Below are 20,037 nucleotides of genomic sequence, written 5' to 3' on the forward strand. Positions count from 1 at the left end.
AATTGAGGAGGAAAAGATTTATGAGTCGTGTAATTGGTATTGACCTTGGTACAACTAACTCTTGTGTAGCAGTTATGGAAGGTAGCGAGCCTATCGTTATTGCCAACGCCGAAGGAAACCGTACAACTCCTTCTGTAGTAGCTTTTAAAAACGGAGAGCGCATTGTTGGGGAGACAGCAAAACGCCAAGCGATTACAAACGCTGATAATACGGTTAGTTCCGTCAAACGTTGGATGGGTACAAATCATAAAGAAACATTGGAAGGCAAAGATTATACACCGCAAGAGGTTTCTGCAATGATCTTGCAAAAGCTAAAAGCTGATGCAGAAGCATACCTAGGACAACCGGTAACTCAAGCGGTTATCACAGTCCCTGCTTATTTCAATGATAGCCAACGCCAAGCTACTAAAGATGCTGGACGTATTGCTGGCTTGGAAGTTTTGCGTATCGTCAATGAGCCTACAGCGGCAGCACTTGCTTATGGTTTAGAGAAAAACGATGACCAAACGATCCTTGTTTATGACTTGGGCGGTGGTACATTCGACGTATCTATCCTTGAATTATCTGAAGGATTCTTTGAAGTAAAAGCAACTTCTGGAGATAACAAACTAGGCGGAGACGATTTTGACCAAGTGGTTATGGACTATTTGGTGGCGGAATTTAAAAAAGAAAACGGCATTGACCTAGCTCAAGATCGTATGGCAATGCAACGTTTGAAAGATGCAGCTGAAAAAGCGAAAAAAGATTTGTCCGGTGTAGTAACGACGACGATCTCTCTGCCATTTATCACAGCGGATGCATCTGGTCCGAAACATATGGAAATCAATTTGTCCCGTGCGAAATTTGAAGAGATTTCTGCTGGTTTGGTAGAGCGTACAATGGGTCCTACTCGTCAAGCTCTATCCGATGCTGGTCTTTCTCCAAATCAAATCGATCGCGTTCTTCTAGTTGGTGGTTCTACTCGTATCCCAGCGGTACAAGAAGCAATCAAGAAGTTTATTGGTCAAGATCCACATAAAGGTGTAAATCCAGACGAAGTAGTAGCTCTTGGTGCTGCAGTTCAAGCGGGTGTATTAACTGGTGATGTAAAAGACGTGGTACTACTTGACGTAACACCACTTTCTCTAGGTATTGAAACATTGGGTGGCGTGTTCACAAAATTGATCGACCGCAATACAACCATCCCAACAAGTAAATCTCAAGTGTTCTCTACAGCAGCGGACAACCAAACAGCGGTTGATATCCACGTGTTGCAAGGGGAGCGCCAAATGGCAACAGACAACAAAACCTTGGGTCGTTTCCAATTGAACGATATCCCACCAGCTCCTCGTGGTGTTCCACAAGTAGAAGTTAGCTTTGATATTGATGCTAACGGTATCGTAAACGTACGAGCAAAAGACTTGGGAACAGGTAAAGAGCAAACGATCACGATCACTTCTAACTCTGGTCTTTCTGACGAAGAGATCGACCGCATGGTAAAAGAAGCGGAACTAAATTCTGAAGCAGATAAGAAGCGCAAAGAAGAAGTAGAAGTTCGCAACGAAGCAGATCAGTTAGTATTTACAACTGAGAAAACGTTGAAAGATTTAGAAGGAAAAGTAGAACAAGCTGAGATCGACAAAGCAAACGAAGCGAAAGAAAAAACACAAAAAGCATTGGAAGGCGGCAACTTCGACGAGATTAAAGCGGCGAAAGAAGAGCTTTCTGAAATCGTTCAGCAATTATCTATCAAATTGTATGAGCAAGCAGCACAAGCACAACAAGCGGCTCAAAATGCTGACGGAGAAGGTGCGGCTCAAACAGGAAAAGATAATGTAGTAGATGCTGACTATGAAGTAGTTGACGAAGAGAAGAAACAATAAGAATAGATACAGGGATTTTAGAAGAGTCAAAGTCACACAATGTTGACTTTGACTCTTTTCCTTTATGGAATGGGGATTCTATTGAAGCTTGCAAGTATACATGCTAAGATTATCTTTGATTGTCTTGGATACGGGAGTGATAGACAGGTATGAAAAGAGATTATTATGAGGTACTGGGTCTTGGAAAAGATGCCAGTGCAGATGACATAAAGAAGGCATACCGCAAGTTAGCGAGACAGTATCATCCTGACGTTAATAAAGAAGCGGATGCTGAAACTAAATTTAAAGAAGTAAAAGATGCATATGATGTACTCTCAGATGACCAAAAACGTGGACAATATGACCGTTTTGGACATCAAGATCCGAACCAAGGCTTTGGTGGTGGCTTTGATGGTTCTGGAATGGGCGGTTTTGGTGATATTTTTGATATGTTCTTTGGTGGCGGTGGACGCCGTGCTAATCCGAATGCGCCACGCCGTGGTGCTGATTTGGAGTATGCAATCAATATTGACTTCTTGGATGCTGTGTTTGGCAAAGATAGGGATATCGAGATTCAACGTGAAGTGGAATGCGATACGTGTAACGGTAGTGGCGCTAAGCCTGGTACGAAGGTAGAAACTTGCTCTAGATGTAATGGATCTGGACAGGAAGAAGTACAGGCAAATACGCCATTTGGCCGCGTTGTTAATCGTCGGGTTTGTTCTGTTTGTAGCGGTAAAGGAAAACAGATCAAGGAAAAATGTACGACTTGCAGAGGCATTGGCCGCAACAAGGTCAAGCGCACAATTCACATTACCATCCCTGCTGGCGTAGATGATGGTCAGCAAATGCGTATCACTGGCGAAGGCGAAGCTGGTGTGAATGGTGGTCCAGCGGGTGACGTTTATGTTATGTTCCGCGTGCGTAAACACGATTTCTTTGAACGCGATGGAAATGACATTTATTGTGAGATGCCAATCAATTTTGCTCAGGCAGCTTTGGGTGATGAAATTGAAGTGCCTACGGTGGATGGCCGAGTGAAGCTGAAAATCCCAGCCGGAACGCAAACTAACACATTCTTCCGTTTGCGCGGTAAAGGTGTGCCACACTTGCGTGGGAATGCCCGAGGCGATCAGCACGTGAAGATTAAAGTAGTAACACCTACAAAACTAACAGATCGTCAAAAAGACTTGTTACGTGAATTAGGGGGATTAGAGGATGGTGCTCCCCTACATGAACAGCCGGAAGAGAATTTCTTTGATAAAATCAAGCGTAGATTACGCGGTGAATAATATGTTGTGGAAAGCTAGATGGGGGATGGTAGAGCATGAATTGGTCGGAAGTTAGTATTCACACCACGGCAGAGGCAGTTGAGGCGGTCTCTAGTATTTTGTATGAAGCGGGAGCAGGTGGCGTTGTCATTGAAGATCCCGAAATTTTATCCCGTGAGTGGAGCACGCCCTTTGGTGAAATCTACCACCTCTCGCCAGATGACTTTCCTACTGATGGTGTCATTGTAAAAGCTTATTTCCCTGTGAACAGCTACTTGGGTGAAACGGTAGAAGAGATTAAAACGCAAGTAAACGAGCTTTTGACCTTCGGATTGGATGTCGGTAAAGGTACCGTCACCATGACTGAGGTTCATGAAGATGATTGGGCAACTGCATGGAAAAAATATTATAAACCAGTTGCAATTTCAGATCATATTACGATCACCCCGATCTGGGAGAACTATCAACCGAAGCGAGAAGGGGAGCTCATTATCGAAATGGACCCTGGTATGGCATTTGGTACAGGTACGCATCCTACGACCGTACTGTGTATTCGTGCGATTGAGCGTTACCTTAAAGAAGGGGACCGTGTCTATGACGTGGGAACCGGAACAGGTATTTTAAGTATTGCTGCCGCTAAACTAGGTGCAGCTTCCTTGACTGCCATGGACTTAGATGAGATTGCAGTTCGTTCTGCTCAAGAGAACTGTAGCATCAATAAGGTGGATGATAAGGTCTTGGTGAGACAGAACAATCTGCTCGATGGTATCACTGAAAAAGTGGAAGTAGTAGTTGCCAATATCTTAGCAGAAGTGATTATTCGTTTCACTGATGATGTTCATCGTGTATTATTACCAGATGGTACATTTATTGCTTCTGGTATTATTGGGGCGCGTGAAGACGATGTAAAACAGGCGTTAGCTGCCTCGAATTTGGAAGTTATAGAAACAGTTTACATGGAAGACTGGGTAGCAATTGTCGCGAAAAAACGTTAGAATAATGGGGTTAATAATCAGATGCAACGTTATTTTATAGATAGCCAACAATTTTTTGACAATCATGTGGTTATTACCGGGGATGATGTTCACCACATTGTGAAGGTGATGCGTACAGAGATTGGCGATCATATTTTGGTTAGCGATGGGAGAGGACGGGTGGTTAAAGCCCGTCTTTCTGCCTTGGATTCCAAAGAAGTGTACGCCGATATCGTGGAGACAATCACTAAACAAACGGAGTTACCTGTATCGGTAACGATTGGACAGGGTTTGCCAAAAGGCGACAAGGTAGAGTGGATTTTGCAAAAAGGAACGGAGCTTGGAGCTACTTCCTTTGTACCGTTTCAATCAGAGCGTACCATCGTCAAGCTGGATGCTAAGAAAGAAGCTAAAAAGCTAGAGCGTTGGTCCAAAATTGTAAAAGAAGCGGCCGAGCAATCACATCGGGCCTATTTACCTGAGGTGCTACCCCCGCTTTCCTTTAAGCAGGTGGTTGAACATGCCAAAGACTATACGACTGCTGTCATTGCTTACGAAAAAGAAGATACCAAAAGATTAGGCGAGGTGCTGTCAAACTTGTCTGTTGGCGACTCGCTTTTCGTCATGATTGGACCAGAAGGTGGATTTTCTGAAAGTGAAATTCGCTATGCAGAAGAGAACGGTATCCATTCCGTTTCGCTTGGTCCACGTATTTTACGCACGGAAACAGCCAGCCAGTATTTGCTAGCTGCCGTTTCCTATCAGTTTGAATAAGTCATACGTAACAGTTGAAAGGAGGAGAGCAATGAATAAGGTTGCTTTCCATACATTGGGCTGCAAAGTAAATAGTTATGAAACAGAAGCGATTTGGAACCTGTTCAAGCAGAATGGCTATGAACGGGTAGACTTTGAGCATGATGTAGCTGATGTATACGTTATTAATACCTGCACGGTTACCAATACTGGTGACAAGAAAAGTCGTCAGGTTATTCGTCGCGCTATCCGTCGTAACCCCGAGGCGATCGTTGCTGTTACGGGTTGCTATGCGCAGACCTCACCAAAAGAGATTGCCGAAATTCCAGGTGTAGACATTGTGGTAGGTACGCAAGGACGCGATCGTTTATTGGAGTATGTGGCACAGATCCGTGGAGAACGCACACCGATCAACGCTGTAGGTAATATCATGAAAACACGCGAATTTGAAGAATTGGATGTACCTAATTTTACAGATCGTACTCGTGCTTCTCTTAAAATTCAAGAAGGCTGTAACAACTTCTGTACCTTCTGTATTATCCCGTGGGCGCGTGGCTTAATGCGTTCCCGCAAACCTGAGAGTGTGATAGAACAAGCCGAAAAACTAGTAGCAGAAGGATATCTAGAGATCGTTCTGACTGGCATTCACACAGGTGGATATGGTGAGGATCTAGAGGATTACAATCTAGCTAAATTGCTAGTTGAACTGGAACAAGTAGAAGGGCTACAACGCATTCGTATCAGCTCTATTGAAGCAAGCCAAATTACTGATGAAGTCGTTGCAGTAATTGATCGTTCCGAGAAGATTTGTCGTCATCTGCATGTACCTCTACAAGCTGGCGATGATGATGTGTTAAAACGCATGCGCCGTAAATATACGACCGCAGAGTTTATGGATCGTATCCGTAAAGTGCGTAAAGCATTACCTGGGGTTGCCATCACGACAGACGTTATTGTTGGATTCCCGGGTGAGACTGAGGAACAGTTCGTAACTGGCTACAACTTTATTAAAGAATTAGGCTTTGCTGAGTTGCACGTCTTCCCGTATTCTATGCGCACAGGTACGCCTGCTGCACGCATGGAAGATCAAGTGGATGAAGAAGTGAAGAAGTATCGAGTAGCAAAACTTATTGAATTAAATCAACAGTTATCTGTGAAATATGCGCAACCATTTATCGGTGATGTATTGGAAATTATTCCAGAGCGTCCTTATAAAGAAGACCCAACTAGCGGTAAGCTAATGGGCTACTCCGATAACTATCTGAACGTAGTATTTGAAGGTACAGAGGACATGATCGGAAAAATTTGCAAAGTGTGTTTGGATGAAGTCGATGCAGAATATTGCACAGGTACGTTCGTACGTGTTCTAGAAGCCTTGCCTACTGGAATGGAAAGCAAAGGAAAAGCTGTATGAAAGAAATCTCTGCAGGCGGTGTCGTCTACCGCGAACGAGACGGGGAACTTACCCTATTGATGATTAAGGATCGTTTTGGCAAAGTAACGGTAGCAAAAGGCAAGCAAGAGCCAAGAGAGACTCTGATGCAGACTGCCATTCGTGAAATTGAAGAGGAGACGGGGATAAAAGGGGAACTAGGTCCATTATTGGAGATTGTTCACTATACCTACGAGCATCCTATTCAACAGATTTTGGTGGAGAAAGAAGTTCACTATTATCTAGTCAAAGCGTTGACGGATCAAGTGACAGTTCAAGTAGAAGAAATTGATGAGGTGCAATGGCTCAAACCAGAGGCAGCTTGGAAACTACATGAGCAAGCAGGATATCACAACAACCGCAGTGTTTTACAAAAAGCATTGAAAACCTTGGGTATCCAGATCATATAGAACAATGAGAGCTCGACCAGAGATGGTTGGGCTTTTGTTGTGCTGGTACCGTCAGGAGGCTAGGTATTCTAATCTTTTTTAGTAGGAGGCAGGAAGATATAGGGAGTTGTTTGCCTAGATTATGGGGGGGACAGTAAGAGAAAGAGGAACAGCAGAACCTAAGAAACCGCATACAAAATTGAACAATTAAGTAGAGTGTTAAAAAAGGGGTTGATCCTTAGCTCATCAGCGTTATGATAAAGAACGACAAATAGAAAAGGGAGTGGTAGGAATGTACGGATGGATCATCCTGTTTGCCTTTTATGGGCTAGGCATTGTCTTTCATAATTACCTGTATATTCCGCTTCCAGGTAGTCTCATTGGACTAATACTTTTGACGACAAGCCTGGTAACGGGATTGGTACCATTGCGGTTAGTGGAAGGAGCAGCAGATTTTTTGCTCAAAAATATGCTATTGTTTTTTGTGCCTATTATCGTCGGGGTAACGCCTTATTTTCATTATTTGGAGCAAAAACCGCTTGCCATCCTCGTGGCATTGGTGGCCGGCCCTGTAGCCGTCATGATGGTAACCGGAATTGTGGTCCAAAAGTGGCGTGACTGGGAAAAAGGAAAAGAGGCGGTACTTCCGCAGCAGAGTGAACAGGGGGAATGATGAATATGTGGGAGGTTATTGCGATTCTCCTTACACTAACTGGTTATGTGGTGGCCAAAATGGTTTCAAAAAGGTATCCGTTTGTACAGCCAATGATAGCAGCGTCAATCATAGTATGGTTGGTGTGGTGGCTCATCAATAGTGATTGGAAATTATATGACAGGGGAGGATCTTACATTTCTTTCTTTTTAGGTCCGGCAACGGTAGCTCTAGCCATTCCATTGGCTAGACAATTTCAACAGGTATTAAAGCTTTGGAAATCCATCATTGCTGGTGTTGCCAGCGGTTGTATCGTTGCCGTATCTTCCTCGTGGTTTTTGATTTGGGTAATGGGAGGAGATCAAACACTGATTCGTAGCATGATTTCTAAATCAGTCACGACCCCCATCTCAGTCGAATTAACTAATACCATTGGTGGAATACCTGCATTAGCTGCTTTATTTACAGCAGTGACTGGTATTGTCGGGAGCTTGCTGTATCGAATTGTGCTACGTGTGGGACGTATTTCCGATGATTGGGCGATTGGGCTAGCTGTAGGAACCAGCGCACATGCTGTAGGTACGGCAGGGATGATGAATCAGAGTCAGCGAAAAGCAGCGGCATCTAGCCTGGCAATGATTTTAGCGGGAATTATTACGTCTATTTATTTTATCCCTATTCAAATGCTACTCTCTTAAAATAAATAGAGATGAACAATTTCTGATCTCCATCATGTAACGAAGCTGTTTGTAGCAAGAGGTTTGGCTTATAATGATGATGTATGTACATGATTAATTCTTACTGCCAAATCATTTTGCTTGTATCAGGAATTTTTCCAAAAGGTGCGAGGGAGTGGGCGCCATATTGTCCGTTGCGTAACATCACCTGTCAACAAGGCTTCCATTGCTTAATCAGAGAATGGGATTTGAAATTGAACGTGGTGATACAGAAGTGGATGGCATTTCTGTTTTCTCTGATTATGATGGAAAAAATGAATCGCGTGTTTTATTTGTTAAAAAGGTAAGCTAATAATGATATGTGAAAAAGGTAAGTAACATATGGTCGGAAAACCATACGTACTTACCTTTTTTATTTCCGATCCGGGATTAGCCACTCAATCCCTTTGGCTATGCTAGGAGCAAAGGGTAGAGCGATTAGCGAACATAACAAATTGAAAATAGTCTGGGCATGGGCAATCTGCATGGAAGGATTGGTTGTCAATAGTCCTGCTATATAAGCTAATACCGAGACAAAGGGCAGGAATACAAGTCCCCCGACCACATTAAATAGCGTGTGGCACCATGCGACCTGCTTGGAAGCGGTGTTTGTACCGATGCTAGCAATAATTGCGGTGATGCAGGTACCAATGTTACCACCTAATACAATTGAAATAGCCGTGTCCATGGAAAAGACACCGTAGGAGATTAATGTCATGGTAATGGCTGTTGTGGCAGCACTGCTGTGCACTAACGCCGAAAAGACGGTTCCAGTTAAGAGACCAATCCATACAGAGTGCTTACTTTCAAGAAACAAGGTTCGGAAGGTTTGTGAGCTTTCTAATGGCTTGGCAATGACTTGCATGGTATCAATGCCCAGAAAAATGAGTCCGAAACCTCCGATGATCAGTCCGATTGCTTTCGACCTACGCTTGGGTTGTAGCCACATTGCTACCCCAATCAATAGCATAGGAACAGCAAAATCTTCAAGATGCAAGGCAATCAATTCGGTTGTAATGGTAGAACCCACATTGGTACCTAAAATAATCCCAATCGTCTGTGAGAAGCCAATAATGCCTGCCTGTGTGAGACCGATTGTTAAGACCGTAACAGCCGTGGAGCTCTGTAAAACAAAGGTAGAAAAAAGACCTGAAAAAAAACTATGTGTCGTTGAGCGGGTAAAACGTGTTATAATCAGTTCCATTCGCTGTCCTGCCAATTGATTAAATCCAATTCGCATTGCGTACAGTCCAAGCAAAAAGAAACTGAGTCCCATGAGAAACGGCAAAAAGATGTGATATAACATGGACAATTCAATTCCCCCCGTGAAAGGTACCTTATGAATACGCTATGCTTGTACAGAGACAAGCATGACTAGGAGGATATAGAGAAGTGGCAAAAGTATTATTGCAACGAAATCGTAAAAAACGTTTGGAAGCCGGACATCCGTGGGTTTTTCAATCGGAAGTATTGGAGATTCAGGGAGATTTCCTAGCTGGGGATATCGTAGAGATTTGTAATCATCAAGGGCATTTTTTAGCAAAAGGCTATATGAACCCTGACTCTCAAATGATCGTGCGCGTGATGAGCTATAACCCAGAAGAAGAGATTGATTATGACTTTTTTGTCCGTCGTTTTCGGGATGCAAAAGAGACACGTGAGCGCTTTGTGGAAAATCCTCGCGCTTGCCGCGTTATTTATGGAGAGGCTGATTTTCTACCAGGTCTCATTGTTGATCGCTATAACGATGTGTTGGTGATGCAAGTGCTGTCACTTGGTATGGATATTCGACTCGACTTGATTAAAATGGCGTTGGTTGATGTATTTGAACCAGCCGGCATCTATCTACGCAACGATGTTCCAGTACGAGAATTGGAAGGATTGGAACAAGGAAAAGGCGTTTTGTATGGAGAATGCCCATCTGAGATTGAGATTGAGGAGAACGGTCTGAAATATGTGGTAGATATCGTGGAAGGGCAGAAAACAGGATTTTTCTACGATCAGCGAGAAAACCGAGCTGCCATTGCTCCGTTAATGACAGGCTGGGGCGAAAAACATGGTATCAAGGTATTACCTGTAGGCGAAGATGACGAGCCTCTTTACGATAAAAAAGGTAAAAAACGCGATGTGGCACCAAAATTGGATGAAGCAGGTCAACCGATCCAACGTCCAGTAGATCGTCGTGGTAAAGTGATGAAGAATCCATTCTGGGATGGAGCAGAAGTATTGGAGTGCTTTACACATACAGGCTCCTTTACCCTAAATGCTTGCAAACATGGAGCAAAGAAAGTAACAGCACTTGATATCTCTGAACATGCTGTTGAAACAGCCAAACGCAATGTTGGGCTTAATGGATATTTACATCGCGTAGATTTTGTTGTGGCTAATGCTTTTGATTACCTCCGTGAAAATGTGGAAGCAGGTAAGAGCTGGGATGTTGTCATTCTAGACCCTCCAGCTTTCGCGAAATCGCGTGGTGCGGTAAAAGGGGCTTGCCGCGGCTACAAGGATATTAATTTGCACGGCATGAAACTAGTACGCCCAGGCGGTTATTTAGTAACAGCATCTTGCTCGTATCACATGTCACCAGATTTGTTTATGGAAACGATCCAGCAAGCAGCTTATGATGCGAAAAAGATATTGCGCTTAGTGGAATGGCGTGGTGCGGGGAAAGATCATCCACAAATTAGTGGAGCGGATGAAGGACATTATTTAAAGTTTGCTATTTTTGAAGTGAGAGATCGTAAATAACAAAAGTAGACAGTATTGATGTAAGGTAATATAAAAAAGTAGCGCTCTTTCATCCTAAAGTGTAAAGGGCGCTTTTTTACGTATGAACAACTTTATTCCGAATTTGCTATGACAGCCTATTAGGCTTTGGATACGAACAATTACTTTATTTCGGTTTTGCATGTGTGTCTTTTTAAAAGGTTTTTTCTTCGTTTGCAACTTCAAAACAGATGATTTCCGTTCGTTCTGTTCAAATTTTCTCCCATATGGCTACACAAAAATTGGTGTACGTCCTCACTTGCTGAACTTGCAACGTTCGGCTGATAATGTCTGGAATATGGATTGCTAAACCCATGCAGAGCTGTGTATTGTTTTAAGGTAACTTGTGAAGTATTGGATAGTGATTGCAATAAGGTAGCGATTTCAAATGCAGGTTCGGACTCACCGTAAAGGAGAAGTACAGGTACTTTCGGAGTGATGTTTGTATACTTACGGATACGCGAACCATAATAACCAACGATACGATCACATAATCCGACGTGCTCCGTGAGTAACCAAGCAACTGTTGCTCCAACGCTAAAGCCCATTACAACAACTTGTTGGTACAAAGGGCGCTCCAATCTTAGAACTTCTGCTACTTGTTCAGTGGCTTTTTCAAAACCAATAGACATAAAACGTTGGTACGCCTGTTTTTCTTCCTTTTGCGCAAAAAAGAGAGTGTCTTTATACCATGAAAAGCAGATTACGTCCCACGATTGATTGGCATACTGTTGACAGATATCTAACATGTGTTGGTTAAGCCCGTAAATCTCAGGTAGGATTACAAGCAATTTTTCCGCACCGTTACGTAAGACGTGCATAAGGGATGGCCTTCTTTCTGACTAAATCATTTTGGCTAATCATATCAAACATAATTTTATTCTGACAACAAGATTGACATAGTAAAAAGAAAGTGTATATACTGTATATGTACACTAATCACGGATTTATATTAAAAAGTATGTATGCATGCACGTCATATAGCCGATCGGAGAAAAATATGAACATAATTATTTCAAATTCATCGGCAGAACCCATCTATGCCCAGATTAAAAACCAGTTGAAACATGTAATCCTACAAGGAGAACTTCAAGTGGGGGAGATGTTGCCTTCCATTCGTCAATTGGCTAAGGATTTACATATCAGTGTCATTACGACCAAACGAGCATATGAGGAACTAGAGAAAGAGGGGCTCATTGAATCTGTCGTGGGTAAAGGATCTTATGTTTCTGGACATAATCGTGAATATATTCGTGAGCAGCAATTACGGGAATGGGAAAGACACTTGATACAAGTGATAGAGGATAGCAAAAACCTGCAAATCAGTTGGTCAGAACTGGTGAAACATATGAGGTTATTGTACGAGGAGGAGAAAAAATGAACGCAATTGACGTGTCTCACATAAATAAGCAATTTGAGAATTTTTCCTTGCAAGATATTAATTTGACCATAAAGCAAGGCTACATTACTGGCTTAATTGGACCAAATGGTGCTGGAAAAAGTACGTTGCTCAAGTTAATGCTTCATATTGCAGTTCCAGACTCAGGGGAAATCAAGTTTTGGGGTAAATCAATCGCACAAAACGAGCAGGAGATCAAGGGGAAAATTGGATTTGTGAGTGAGGACACCACATTTTACGAGTATTTGACCATCAAGCAGATGACGAAAATCATAGCAAGATTTTATAAAATATGGAATCAAAACAAGTACCAAAACTGGATTAAAGAATTTGAACTTCCAGAAAATCAGAAGTTATCAACCCTATCAAAAGGAATGAAAATGAAATATTCATTGGCCGTTGCTCTATCCCATGAAGCCGAGCTGTTGCTAATGGATGAACCAGCTGAGGGGCTTGACCCGATTTTTCGTCGAGAATTATTAGAGATTCTGGCAGAATTGATGCAGAACGAACGTATGACGATCTTGTTTTCCACACATATTACATCTGATTTGGATCGTATTGCTGATTATATTACGTTCTTACATAAAGGTAGAGTAGTTTTTAATCGTGAGCGGGAAGAGCTACTCGAAAACTACATATTGGTAAAAGGTAGCAAAGAATTGTTGGACCCAGACATCGAGCGCTTGTTCCTCGGGATACGTGAAACGTCAGTAGGTTTTGAAGGGCTGATGGCGGATCGTAGCGAAGCGGTAAGATTGTTCCAGTCCCATGCACTGCTGGAACAGCCTAGCCTTGAAGATATTATGTACTATTCGATTAAAAGGAAATAGGGTAAATGAGAGGGATGCTTTTAAAAGATCTGTCTAATACATTTATTCTTTAATTTCCTAGCTATTATGGGGATTGGTATATTTGAAAAAATATTTGGAGAATTTGAGGTGTCTCTGCTCTATTCCTTTCGTTTTTTAGGCGCTAGTCTCTTCGTTTATTTGTTATCCTATTTGCTAACACAAAAATTGTTTCAGCATACAGATTATTAAAAAGAAGGGATCATTGCGATATGGTGCATTTATGGTATAAGGATATGTATCTGTTATTTCGAAAGAATTGGTGGATTATCTTACTTGGGACGTGGTTGCTTCAAGGGTTTACTTTTAGAGATCCTTTTGATTCGTTGATGATGGGAGTTTTTGTCTCGGGATGGGCGTTTTATTTTATTGAACTACCAGAAAAACGTGAAAAGCAACAGACATTATTAGCTAGTTTACCTGTTTCCCGTCAAGACTTAGTGAAATCGAAATATTTATTTTTACTTACCTACGCTGGAATGTGGGTCATAATTACTACTCTCCTAAATCTAGTACATGTATATAATCCATTTTCTCGGGTTACACAGTTTATCACTATTTTAGATTTACTAAGTTTATTTTGTATGATCACTTTACTAGGGGCCGTTCATTTTCTTCTTCAGTTAACTAAACATTTCACTAAGGTAGGTGGTCTTATGCCACTAGCTATCATTTTACTCAATACTAACTCTTTCTTGACCAATATCAGGAGTAATGTAGGGTTGTTTACTTCTTTATATGTAACGATTTTTGCTGGAATATCACTTGTACTTGTCATTATCTCTTATCTCATTCACCTGAAGGTTTATAGCAAGAGAGATTTTATCTAGGGTAATTTACTTAAAAGGTGGGGAGGGAGCTATACACGATACGACTTCTGCTAAAAGTTAAACCCAAGTCAAAAATATTCAACTCATTCAAGTAAGTACGTTGACCTAGGTGGTTTTCCTTTGCTGGTGATCGCTATGTATATAAGCTCATATGCATTGCCTTAGTTATCTTTGCTAGGAAAGATTTTTAAGATCCTCATAGAATTACCCCTATTCACCCTTGTCAGTCACGTCAACATTTTGTATGCTGAAAAAGGAAAATACGCGACAGAAGCACTTTCTAGGCTGTGAGCATATTTATAACGATAAAGTGAATCAGCCTGTTGAACAGATGGGAAAGGGGCATAACATGGGGAACAAAATCCGTTTGGGGATTATTTATGGAGGAAAGACATCTGAGCATGAGGTATCGCTCTTGACGGCCCTTTCTATTATGAAGGCAGTAGATCAAAACAAATACGAGGTACAACCTATTTATGTACAAATGGATGGCTCATGGTTAAAAGGGGGACCTATTGCAGGTCAACTGCCTGAGAACGTAAATGCATTGCGCCTAGGTGGGGGAATCACCCTTGGGCTTGATGACGATAAGCAAGAAGAGCAAGCTCAAACAGCTCATGTAAGTAACCAATCATTAGCGGGTAAACCAGCTAACGTGATGTCTATTCACCAGGATGTGGATGTGATTTTTCCGGTGATTCATGGGCCAAATGGTGAAGATGGAACCGTTCAGGGCTTATTGGAATTAGCAGGGATTCCTTACGTGGGTACAGGAGTTATGGCATCGGCAGTGGGTATGGATAAGTTGATGATGAAAAATGTGTTTGCTCAAGCAGGTCTAGATCAAGTGAAATACGTTGGCTTTTTACGTTCTCAAATCGAGCGTGATTCAGATAGCGTCATGGATCAGATTGAACAAATGCTGGGCTATCCTTGTTTTGTAAAGCCAGCTAACATGGGTTCGAGCGTAGGGATTACCAAAGCTAAAGACCGCGATGGTTTACGTGGAGCTTTGGAACTTGCTTGCAAATTTGACCGTCGTATTATTATTGAAGAGTTCATTAAAGCCCGCGAGGTAGAGATTGGTGTATTGGGTAATGAGGAATTACTTACATCAGTTATTGGTGAAGTTATTGCAGCGAAAGAATTTTATGATTACGAAGCGAAATATAAAGGTGGCGGCACTGATCTCATAATCCCTGCTGAACTACCACAGCATGTAGCGGATCGTATTGCTGATATGGCGAAGACAGCATTTCAGGCTTTGGATGGTTCTGGATTATCGCGCGTTGATTTCTTTTATGATGAGGAGAATGACCGCGTAGTGATTAACGAGGTTAATACGATGCCAGGGTTTACGCCGTTTAGCATGTATCCAATGTTGTTTGCAGAAGCAGGTATTCCCTATGTCGAACTGATCGATCGACTTGTGCAACTAGGATTGGAACGTTATGAAGAAAAACAAAGGAACATCGTGGCAGCAGAAGAGTTGGAATAGGAAATGGAAGCCTTCTCCGTTAGGGAAGGCTTTTTTCTTATCGCTTATAGCCATTAGAAGAAAAAGCATACCTATTTGGTGGGGTTATATCTTATCTAGTCTAGTTCTATGCGGTTTACAGTTGATTCCATTTTAAATAAGCGTTGATTAAGTAACGAAATGTCTGAATTTTCGCTATCCATCTTTTTGTTGATATTTTTTAAGATAGCTATGATATCTTGTGTTTGGTTTTGTTCAATAGGTTGTAGAGCTTGTGTATGCTCTGTTTGGACAGTTTTCACGTCATGAATCTCTTTCTTAATACAGCTTATATCTTGCTTAATATTATTTGATTCTGCCTTGATCATACCTATATCTTGCTTAAGACCATTTGATTCTGCTTTGATCATACTTATATCTTGCTTAATGCTATTTGACTCTTTTTTAACAACGTTTAAATCTGTTTCTATAACACTTATCTTTGATCTGATACCACTTATCTCTTTCTTAATCCCCTTACTCTCTGCTTGAGTGACTTTAATTTCATGGTTCATACTGTCGAGCTTTGCGTTAATGCCTTGTAAAGCTTCCATTACTGAGATTTGAAACTCCATGCTTATCCCCTCCGTGTTTGATTCTAACATACAATATCTTTAGAGGTGACTGCAAAATAAAAAACAGGCATGTCCATCTTCTAAACGGTTAATATGAAAAAATATCACCAGTCCACCAAATTTTTGTGTAGATAGAATAATGAAAAAGGCCCTCTCTAACTGATATGCTCCCCTTGTGGTAGACAGTTGAAATAATATAACTGTTTCCTTACAAGGAGGAGCATTTTTATGTCCCATAAAGCAAAAATATCTGGGTCAGAAAAGATTGCAGCTATTGAAAAATATCTTCGTGGGGAAGATTCGCTTAATCATTTAGCAAATCTTCTAGATGTTTCCTTTCCATCTATTAAACAATGGCTTCAAACTTATCAATCATTAGGTCCAAACGGATTGCTCAATACATCCAAGAACTCCTCCTATTCCACAGAATTAAAGAAAACAGCTGTCGAGGATTATCTGGCTAGTCGTGGTTCTCACATGGATATATGTAAAAGATATGGCATCAAATCAACCCGCCAACTGCGTAACTGGATCCTGAAGTATAATGGTCATGAGAAGCCGAAAGCTTGCGGCACAGGAGGAACACCAATCATGACAAAAGGACGAGCAACTACTTACGATGAAAGAATTGAAATCGTCAGATTCTGTATAGAACATCAACACAATTACGCCCAAACCGCACAGAAATTTCAGGTATCCTATCAGCAAGTTTATTCTTGGACAAATAAATACGTTAAATCTGGTGTAGATGCACTTCAGGATAAACGTGGGAAGCGAAAGTCTGAAGATGAGATGTCCGAAGTGGAGAAGCTGAGGGCACAAAATAAGCTGCTTCAAGCTGAGAACAGAAGAAAGCAAATGGAGATTGATTTATTAAAAAAGCTGGACGAAATCCAAAGGAGGCGATTCTAAGCCAAGTCCGATATGAACCTGTATATCTTGCAATACGTGATCTTCATGAAAGTAAATCATATCCCATAAGTCTACTCTGTGAAAACATGGGAATTCAACGTTCTTCGTATTATAAATGGCTAAATAGGAAAGAAAGCCATAACGAGAAATTCAACAAAGAGTTGCTTCCCATGATTAAGGATGCCTATGAAGAAAGAAATGGGATCCTTGGATATCGTCAGATGACAATCAAACTAAACCGACAACACAATCTTACTGTTAACCATAAACGGATATACAGACTCATGAGAATCTTACAAATAAAATCAGTATGCCGCAGGAAGAAGAAAAGTTACATTCCGTCAACTCCTCAAATTACGATGGAAAATATTTTGAACAGAGATTTCGAATCCGACGGATTCGGTACAAAATGGCTCACTGACGTGACGGAAATGAAGTATGGCCTTCAAAGCAAGGCTTATTTGAGTGCAATCATGGATTTGTCAGATAAAAGTATTGTTTCTTTTGTGGTAGGGCATTCCAACAACAATGAACTTGTGTTTAGAACTTTTGATATCGCACATCAATCATATCCTAATGCTAAACCCATCTTTCATAGTGACCGAGGATTCCAATATACGAACAAAATGTTCAAAAAGAAACTGGACGACGCAGGAATGATACAAAGCATGTCGAGGGTATCTAGATGCATAGACAATGGACCGATGGAATCGTTTTGGGGAATGATAAAATCCGAGATGTATTATCTCAATAAATTTAATACATACAAAGAATTGGAAGTAGCAATTATGGAATACATAACTTACTACAATAACCATCGATACCAGAAAAGACTAAACTGTATGACGCCTTTGGAATACAGGCACTACCTTCAAAATTCAGCAGCATAAGAAAGACACCAACCCATGTGAAAATAGTTGGTGTCAGATTTTTTTGTTTTTCCGTTGTCTACTTGACTGGGGGCAGTTCAAACCGAGAAGGCTTTATAGATTACAAAAAATGATCAGGAGACTTTTTTAATAAGACCTCGACATCAGTGGCTGAGTTAAAATTGTGCTCATTACGTGCTGCGTACACATCCGAGGTTAAAGCTTTTCTCTTCGCAAGACGATCGTATAAATAACCAAATGTTAAACCAGCAGCAAACAAACCCATGAGAAATAGAAACACAATACATCCCTCCTTGGTTTAATCTGATCCACCGCCTCCAGAATCACTACTAACGGAGTCACTACAGCTACCCCAATTAGATGATGTATCCCCACAATCTGCTTGAGAATCATTTTGAGACCAAAATGGGAAAGTGCTAGTAGAAGGCGAATATTGATCAGTTGATCGTGAACGGGTATGACTACGTTTAAGCAAAATGGGAACAAAGAGTAGAAGTAGAATGAGAAGAATGATTATGACTGACAATATGCTATCCTCCAATCATAACAATGAGAGTGAACTTTATATTTTCCTCCTTATTATTTATAACGTTTGTTTTGACAGAAGGTTTCGTATTTTAGTCATTTATAGTTGATTTCAGTATTTATATAAAGAAACTAACAAAAGCATCCCCTCCAGCCTAGAGATAGACGATGGAAGAAATGCTTACTTGCATAATTTGAACAACATGAAGTAACAAATAGGAGCAATATAAAAAAACTTAAATCTCTTGTAAAGAAGGTAATAACGTCTCGAGCTTCATGCCTCGGGATGCTTTTAATAACACAGCAGAATGTGGTTTTAACAAAGAGCGTAGGTAAACAATTGCTTCCTCCTTTGAGCTAAAATGATGACTTTCTCCGGCATAATGTTCTCCGATGAAACGTGAATCCTCTCCGATGGTTACCATGCAGGCAAAACGGTCTTGCCACTTTGATACATACTCTCCAACGCCTCCGTGCATTGCTTTACTATCTGAGCCTAATTCTAATAGGTCAGCTAGAATTAATACTTTGGTACGGTCTTGAAACAGATCGGCAAAGCTTTCAATAGAAGCTTTCATTGATAACGGATTCCCATTGTATGCATCATTGACGACAATCATACCGTTTTTTGATGTATGGATTTCAAAGCGCATGCCAGAAATACTCATGGTCTTCATTGCTTGTTGAATTTCCTCAAAGCTCATTCCTTGTTCACGAGCAATCCCAATAGCAGGTAAGGCATTGGAAACATTGTATGTACCGAATAATGGCATAAATACACGCAGAGTTTGTTGATCTTCAAAGTGCACAGTGAAGTGTGTACCTTTATTATCTGTAGTTAAATCCGATGCCCATAAATCAGCAGGCCCTTTTACGGAATAATAGCAAATGGGGCTATCAGCTAAGTGCTTCACTTTATGAAGGTATTCATTATCTCCATTCAAATAAACACGTCCTGCGGGTGCGGTATGCGGCAATAGTTCTGCTTTTGCTAGGGCAATTTTTTCAAGCGTCCCAAAGTACTCCATATGAGCTTCACCGATGCTTGTAATCACACTGTAGGTTGGTTTTGTAATAGAAGCTAACAAATCAATCTCTCCAGCATGGCTCATGCCAAGTTCCAGTACCGCTGCTTGATGAGACCCATCAAGGTGCAACAAAGAATAAGGAAGTCCGATATGATTGTTAAAGTTTTTGTACGTATTACAGATTGGACGCGTGCTGGTTAGGAGATGAGAAATCATATCTTTCGTTGTTGTCTTACCCGTACTACCTGTAACTGCAATGAAAGGGATAGTAAATTGATTACGGTAAGCACTGGCTATCTTTTGGAAAGCAGTTAGCGTGTTATTAACAAGAATCAGGCCGAAATCTTTGGGGAGCGTATCAGGGACTTTTGACAAGTCTGATACGAGAGCAGCAATCGCTCCAGATTCTTGTGCTTGTTTGATAAAATCATGGCCATCGCGTGTCTCTACCAGAGGGACAAATAAACTGGCTGGGACTAATTGACGACTGTCAAAGTGAGCGCTGGTTACAGTGGTATCAGGATTCCCTTGAATGAGCATTCCTTGCGCCATCTTGCTGATGGTATTTAAAGTGGTTGGTTGCATAGTCTTATTCTCTCCTTGTCATCATTTCTGTTACGTCCACAGATAACGATGGGTATAACCGATCTGGATAAAAAATAGCCTAATAGAAGGCATCCACGTCATGCTAACACGGTAGACGAAATGCCGCAA

At 41.3% G+C, this 20,037-nt stretch carries 19 protein-coding genes and 1 pseudogene; 15 read left to right on the forward strand and 5 right to left on the reverse strand.

Going from position 1 to position 20,037, the window contains the following annotated elements:
* The first annotated feature begins 20 nt into the window (after positions 1 to 20).
* The 8 genes from dnaK (at position 21) to EEL30_13745 (ending at position 8,010) form a co-directional block, all read left to right on the forward strand.
* Positions 21 to 1,862: a molecular chaperone DnaK gene (gene dnaK / locus EEL30_13710; GenBank protein QDX93266.1), complete on the forward strand. Its 1,842-nt coding sequence runs from the start codon at positions 21 to 23 to the stop codon at positions 1,860 to 1,862.
* Positions 1,863 to 2,011: 149 nt separating this feature from the next.
* Positions 2,012 to 3,133 (forward strand): molecular chaperone DnaJ, encoded by a 1,122-nt coding sequence (dnaJ, locus tag EEL30_13715; protein ID QDX93267.1) that lies wholly within the window; start codon positions 2,012 to 2,014, stop codon positions 3,131 to 3,133.
* A gap of 35 nt (positions 3,134 to 3,168) precedes the next feature.
* Positions 3,169 to 4,107, forward strand: a complete 939-nt coding sequence (locus EEL30_13720; GenBank protein QDX93268.1) for a 50S ribosomal protein L11 methyltransferase — start codon at positions 3,169 to 3,171, stop codon at positions 4,105 to 4,107.
* Between the two features lie 21 nt (positions 4,108 to 4,128).
* On the forward strand, positions 4,129 to 4,860 hold the full coding sequence (locus EEL30_13725; GenBank protein QDX93269.1) for a 16S rRNA (uracil(1498)-N(3))-methyltransferase: 732 nt from the start codon (positions 4,129 to 4,131) through the stop codon (positions 4,858 to 4,860).
* Positions 4,861 to 4,891: 31 nt separating this feature from the next.
* Entirely contained in the window at positions 4,892 to 6,253 is a 1,362-nt protein-coding gene (mtaB, locus tag EEL30_13730) for a tRNA (N(6)-L-threonylcarbamoyladenosine(37)-C(2))-methylthiotransferase MtaB (GenBank protein ID QDX93270.1), read from the forward strand.
* Positions 6,250 to 6,681 carry an NUDIX domain-containing protein gene (locus tag EEL30_13735; protein ID QDX93271.1) on the forward strand — a complete coding sequence of 144 codons (432 nt, stop codon included), beginning with the start codon at positions 6,250 to 6,252 and terminating at the stop codon, positions 6,679 to 6,681. Before mtaB ends, EEL30_13735 begins: the two co-directional genes overlap by 4 nt.
* A gap of 271 nt (positions 6,682 to 6,952) precedes the next feature.
* A complete protein-coding gene (locus EEL30_13740) occupies positions 6,953 to 7,333 on the forward strand; it encodes a CidA/LrgA family protein (GenBank protein ID QDX93272.1) in 381 nt (126 codons plus the stop codon).
* Positions 7,334 to 7,338: 5 nt separating this feature from the next.
* Positions 7,339 to 8,010: an LrgB family protein gene (locus EEL30_13745; GenBank protein ID QDX95768.1), complete on the forward strand. Its 672-nt coding sequence runs from the start codon at positions 7,339 to 7,341 to the stop codon at positions 8,008 to 8,010.
* Positions 8,011 to 8,401: 391 nt separating this feature from the next.
* On the opposite strand, the gene EEL30_13750 is transcribed toward EEL30_13745, so the two are convergent.
* The gene (locus EEL30_13750) at positions 8,402 to 9,334 is read right to left on the reverse strand and encodes a Na/Pi cotransporter family protein (protein ID QDX95769.1); all 933 of its coding nucleotides are present in this window, start codon (positions 9,332 to 9,334) and stop codon (positions 8,402 to 8,404) included.
* Positions 9,335 to 9,420: 86 nt separating this feature from the next.
* Between EEL30_13750 and EEL30_13755 the strand changes: the two genes are divergently transcribed.
* Positions 9,421 to 10,779: a class I SAM-dependent rRNA methyltransferase gene (locus EEL30_13755; GenBank protein ID QDX93273.1), complete on the forward strand. Its 1,359-nt coding sequence runs from the start codon at positions 9,421 to 9,423 to the stop codon at positions 10,777 to 10,779.
* Positions 10,780 to 10,979: 200 nt separating this feature from the next.
* Here the strand turns inward: EEL30_13755 and EEL30_13760 are convergent, their stop codons facing one another.
* Entirely contained in the window at positions 10,980 to 11,618 is a 639-nt protein-coding gene (locus EEL30_13760) for a dienelactone hydrolase (protein ID QDX93274.1), read from the reverse strand.
* Between the two features lie 179 nt (positions 11,619 to 11,797).
* On the opposite strand from EEL30_13760, the gene EEL30_13765 reads away from it, so the two are divergent.
* The 4 genes from EEL30_13765 to EEL30_13780 all read left to right on the forward strand — a co-directional run bounded on the left by EEL30_13765 (position 11,798) and on the right by EEL30_13780 (position 15,375).
* Positions 11,798 to 12,178 carry a GntR family transcriptional regulator gene (locus EEL30_13765; GenBank protein QDX93275.1) on the forward strand — a complete coding sequence of 127 codons (381 nt, stop codon included), beginning with the start codon at positions 11,798 to 11,800 and terminating at the stop codon, positions 12,176 to 12,178.
* On the forward strand, positions 12,175 to 13,029 hold the full coding sequence (locus EEL30_13770) for an ABC transporter ATP-binding protein (protein QDX93276.1): 855 nt from the start codon (positions 12,175 to 12,177) through the stop codon (positions 13,027 to 13,029). The genes EEL30_13765 and EEL30_13770 overlap by 4 nt, the downstream gene beginning before the upstream one ends.
* A gap of 230 nt (positions 13,030 to 13,259) precedes the next feature.
* Positions 13,260 to 13,877, forward strand: coding sequence for an ABC-2 transporter permease (locus EEL30_13775; protein QDX93277.1), 618 nt, complete (start codon positions 13,260 to 13,262; stop codon positions 13,875 to 13,877).
* A gap of 349 nt (positions 13,878 to 14,226) precedes the next feature.
* On the forward strand, positions 14,227 to 15,375 hold the full coding sequence (locus tag EEL30_13780; GenBank protein ID QDX93278.1) for a D-alanine--D-alanine ligase: 1,149 nt from the start codon (positions 14,227 to 14,229) through the stop codon (positions 15,373 to 15,375).
* Between the two features lie 170 nt (positions 15,376 to 15,545).
* Here the strand turns inward: EEL30_13780 and EEL30_13785 are convergent.
* Positions 15,546 to 15,968 (reverse strand): annotated as a pseudogene (locus tag EEL30_13785) (hypothetical protein).
* Positions 15,969 to 16,196: 228 nt separating this feature from the next.
* On the opposite strand from EEL30_13785, the gene EEL30_13790 reads away from it, so the two are divergent.
* The gene (locus EEL30_13790; protein ID QDX93279.1) at positions 16,197 to 16,880 is read left to right on the forward strand and encodes a transposase; all 684 of its coding nucleotides are present in this window, start codon (positions 16,197 to 16,199) and stop codon (positions 16,878 to 16,880) included.
* A complete protein-coding gene (locus tag EEL30_13795; GenBank protein ID QDX93280.1) occupies positions 16,841 to 17,770 on the forward strand; it encodes an IS3 family transposase in 930 nt (309 codons plus the stop codon). Before EEL30_13790 ends, EEL30_13795 begins: the two co-directional genes overlap by 40 nt.
* Before the next feature lie 100 nt (positions 17,771 to 17,870).
* Here the strand turns inward: EEL30_13795 and EEL30_13800 are convergent, their stop codons facing one another.
* Together EEL30_13800 and EEL30_13805 are read right to left on the reverse strand one after the other, a co-directional pair.
* Positions 17,871 to 18,050 carry a hypothetical protein gene (locus EEL30_13800; GenBank protein QDX93281.1) on the reverse strand — a complete coding sequence of 60 codons (180 nt, stop codon included), beginning with the start codon at positions 18,048 to 18,050 and terminating at the stop codon, positions 17,871 to 17,873.
* A gap of 481 nt (positions 18,051 to 18,531) precedes the next feature.
* A complete protein-coding gene (locus EEL30_13805) occupies positions 18,532 to 19,908 on the reverse strand; it encodes a UDP-N-acetylmuramoyl-tripeptide--D-alanyl-D-alanine ligase (protein QDX93282.1) in 1,377 nt (458 codons plus the stop codon).
* Positions 19,909 to 20,037 lie beyond the last annotated feature (129 nt).

This window comes from Brevibacillus laterosporus (assembly GCA_007833815.1).
In the GTDB taxonomy this organism is placed as follows: Bacteria; Bacillota; Bacilli; order Brevibacillales; family Brevibacillaceae; genus Brevibacillus_B; species Brevibacillus_B laterosporus_D.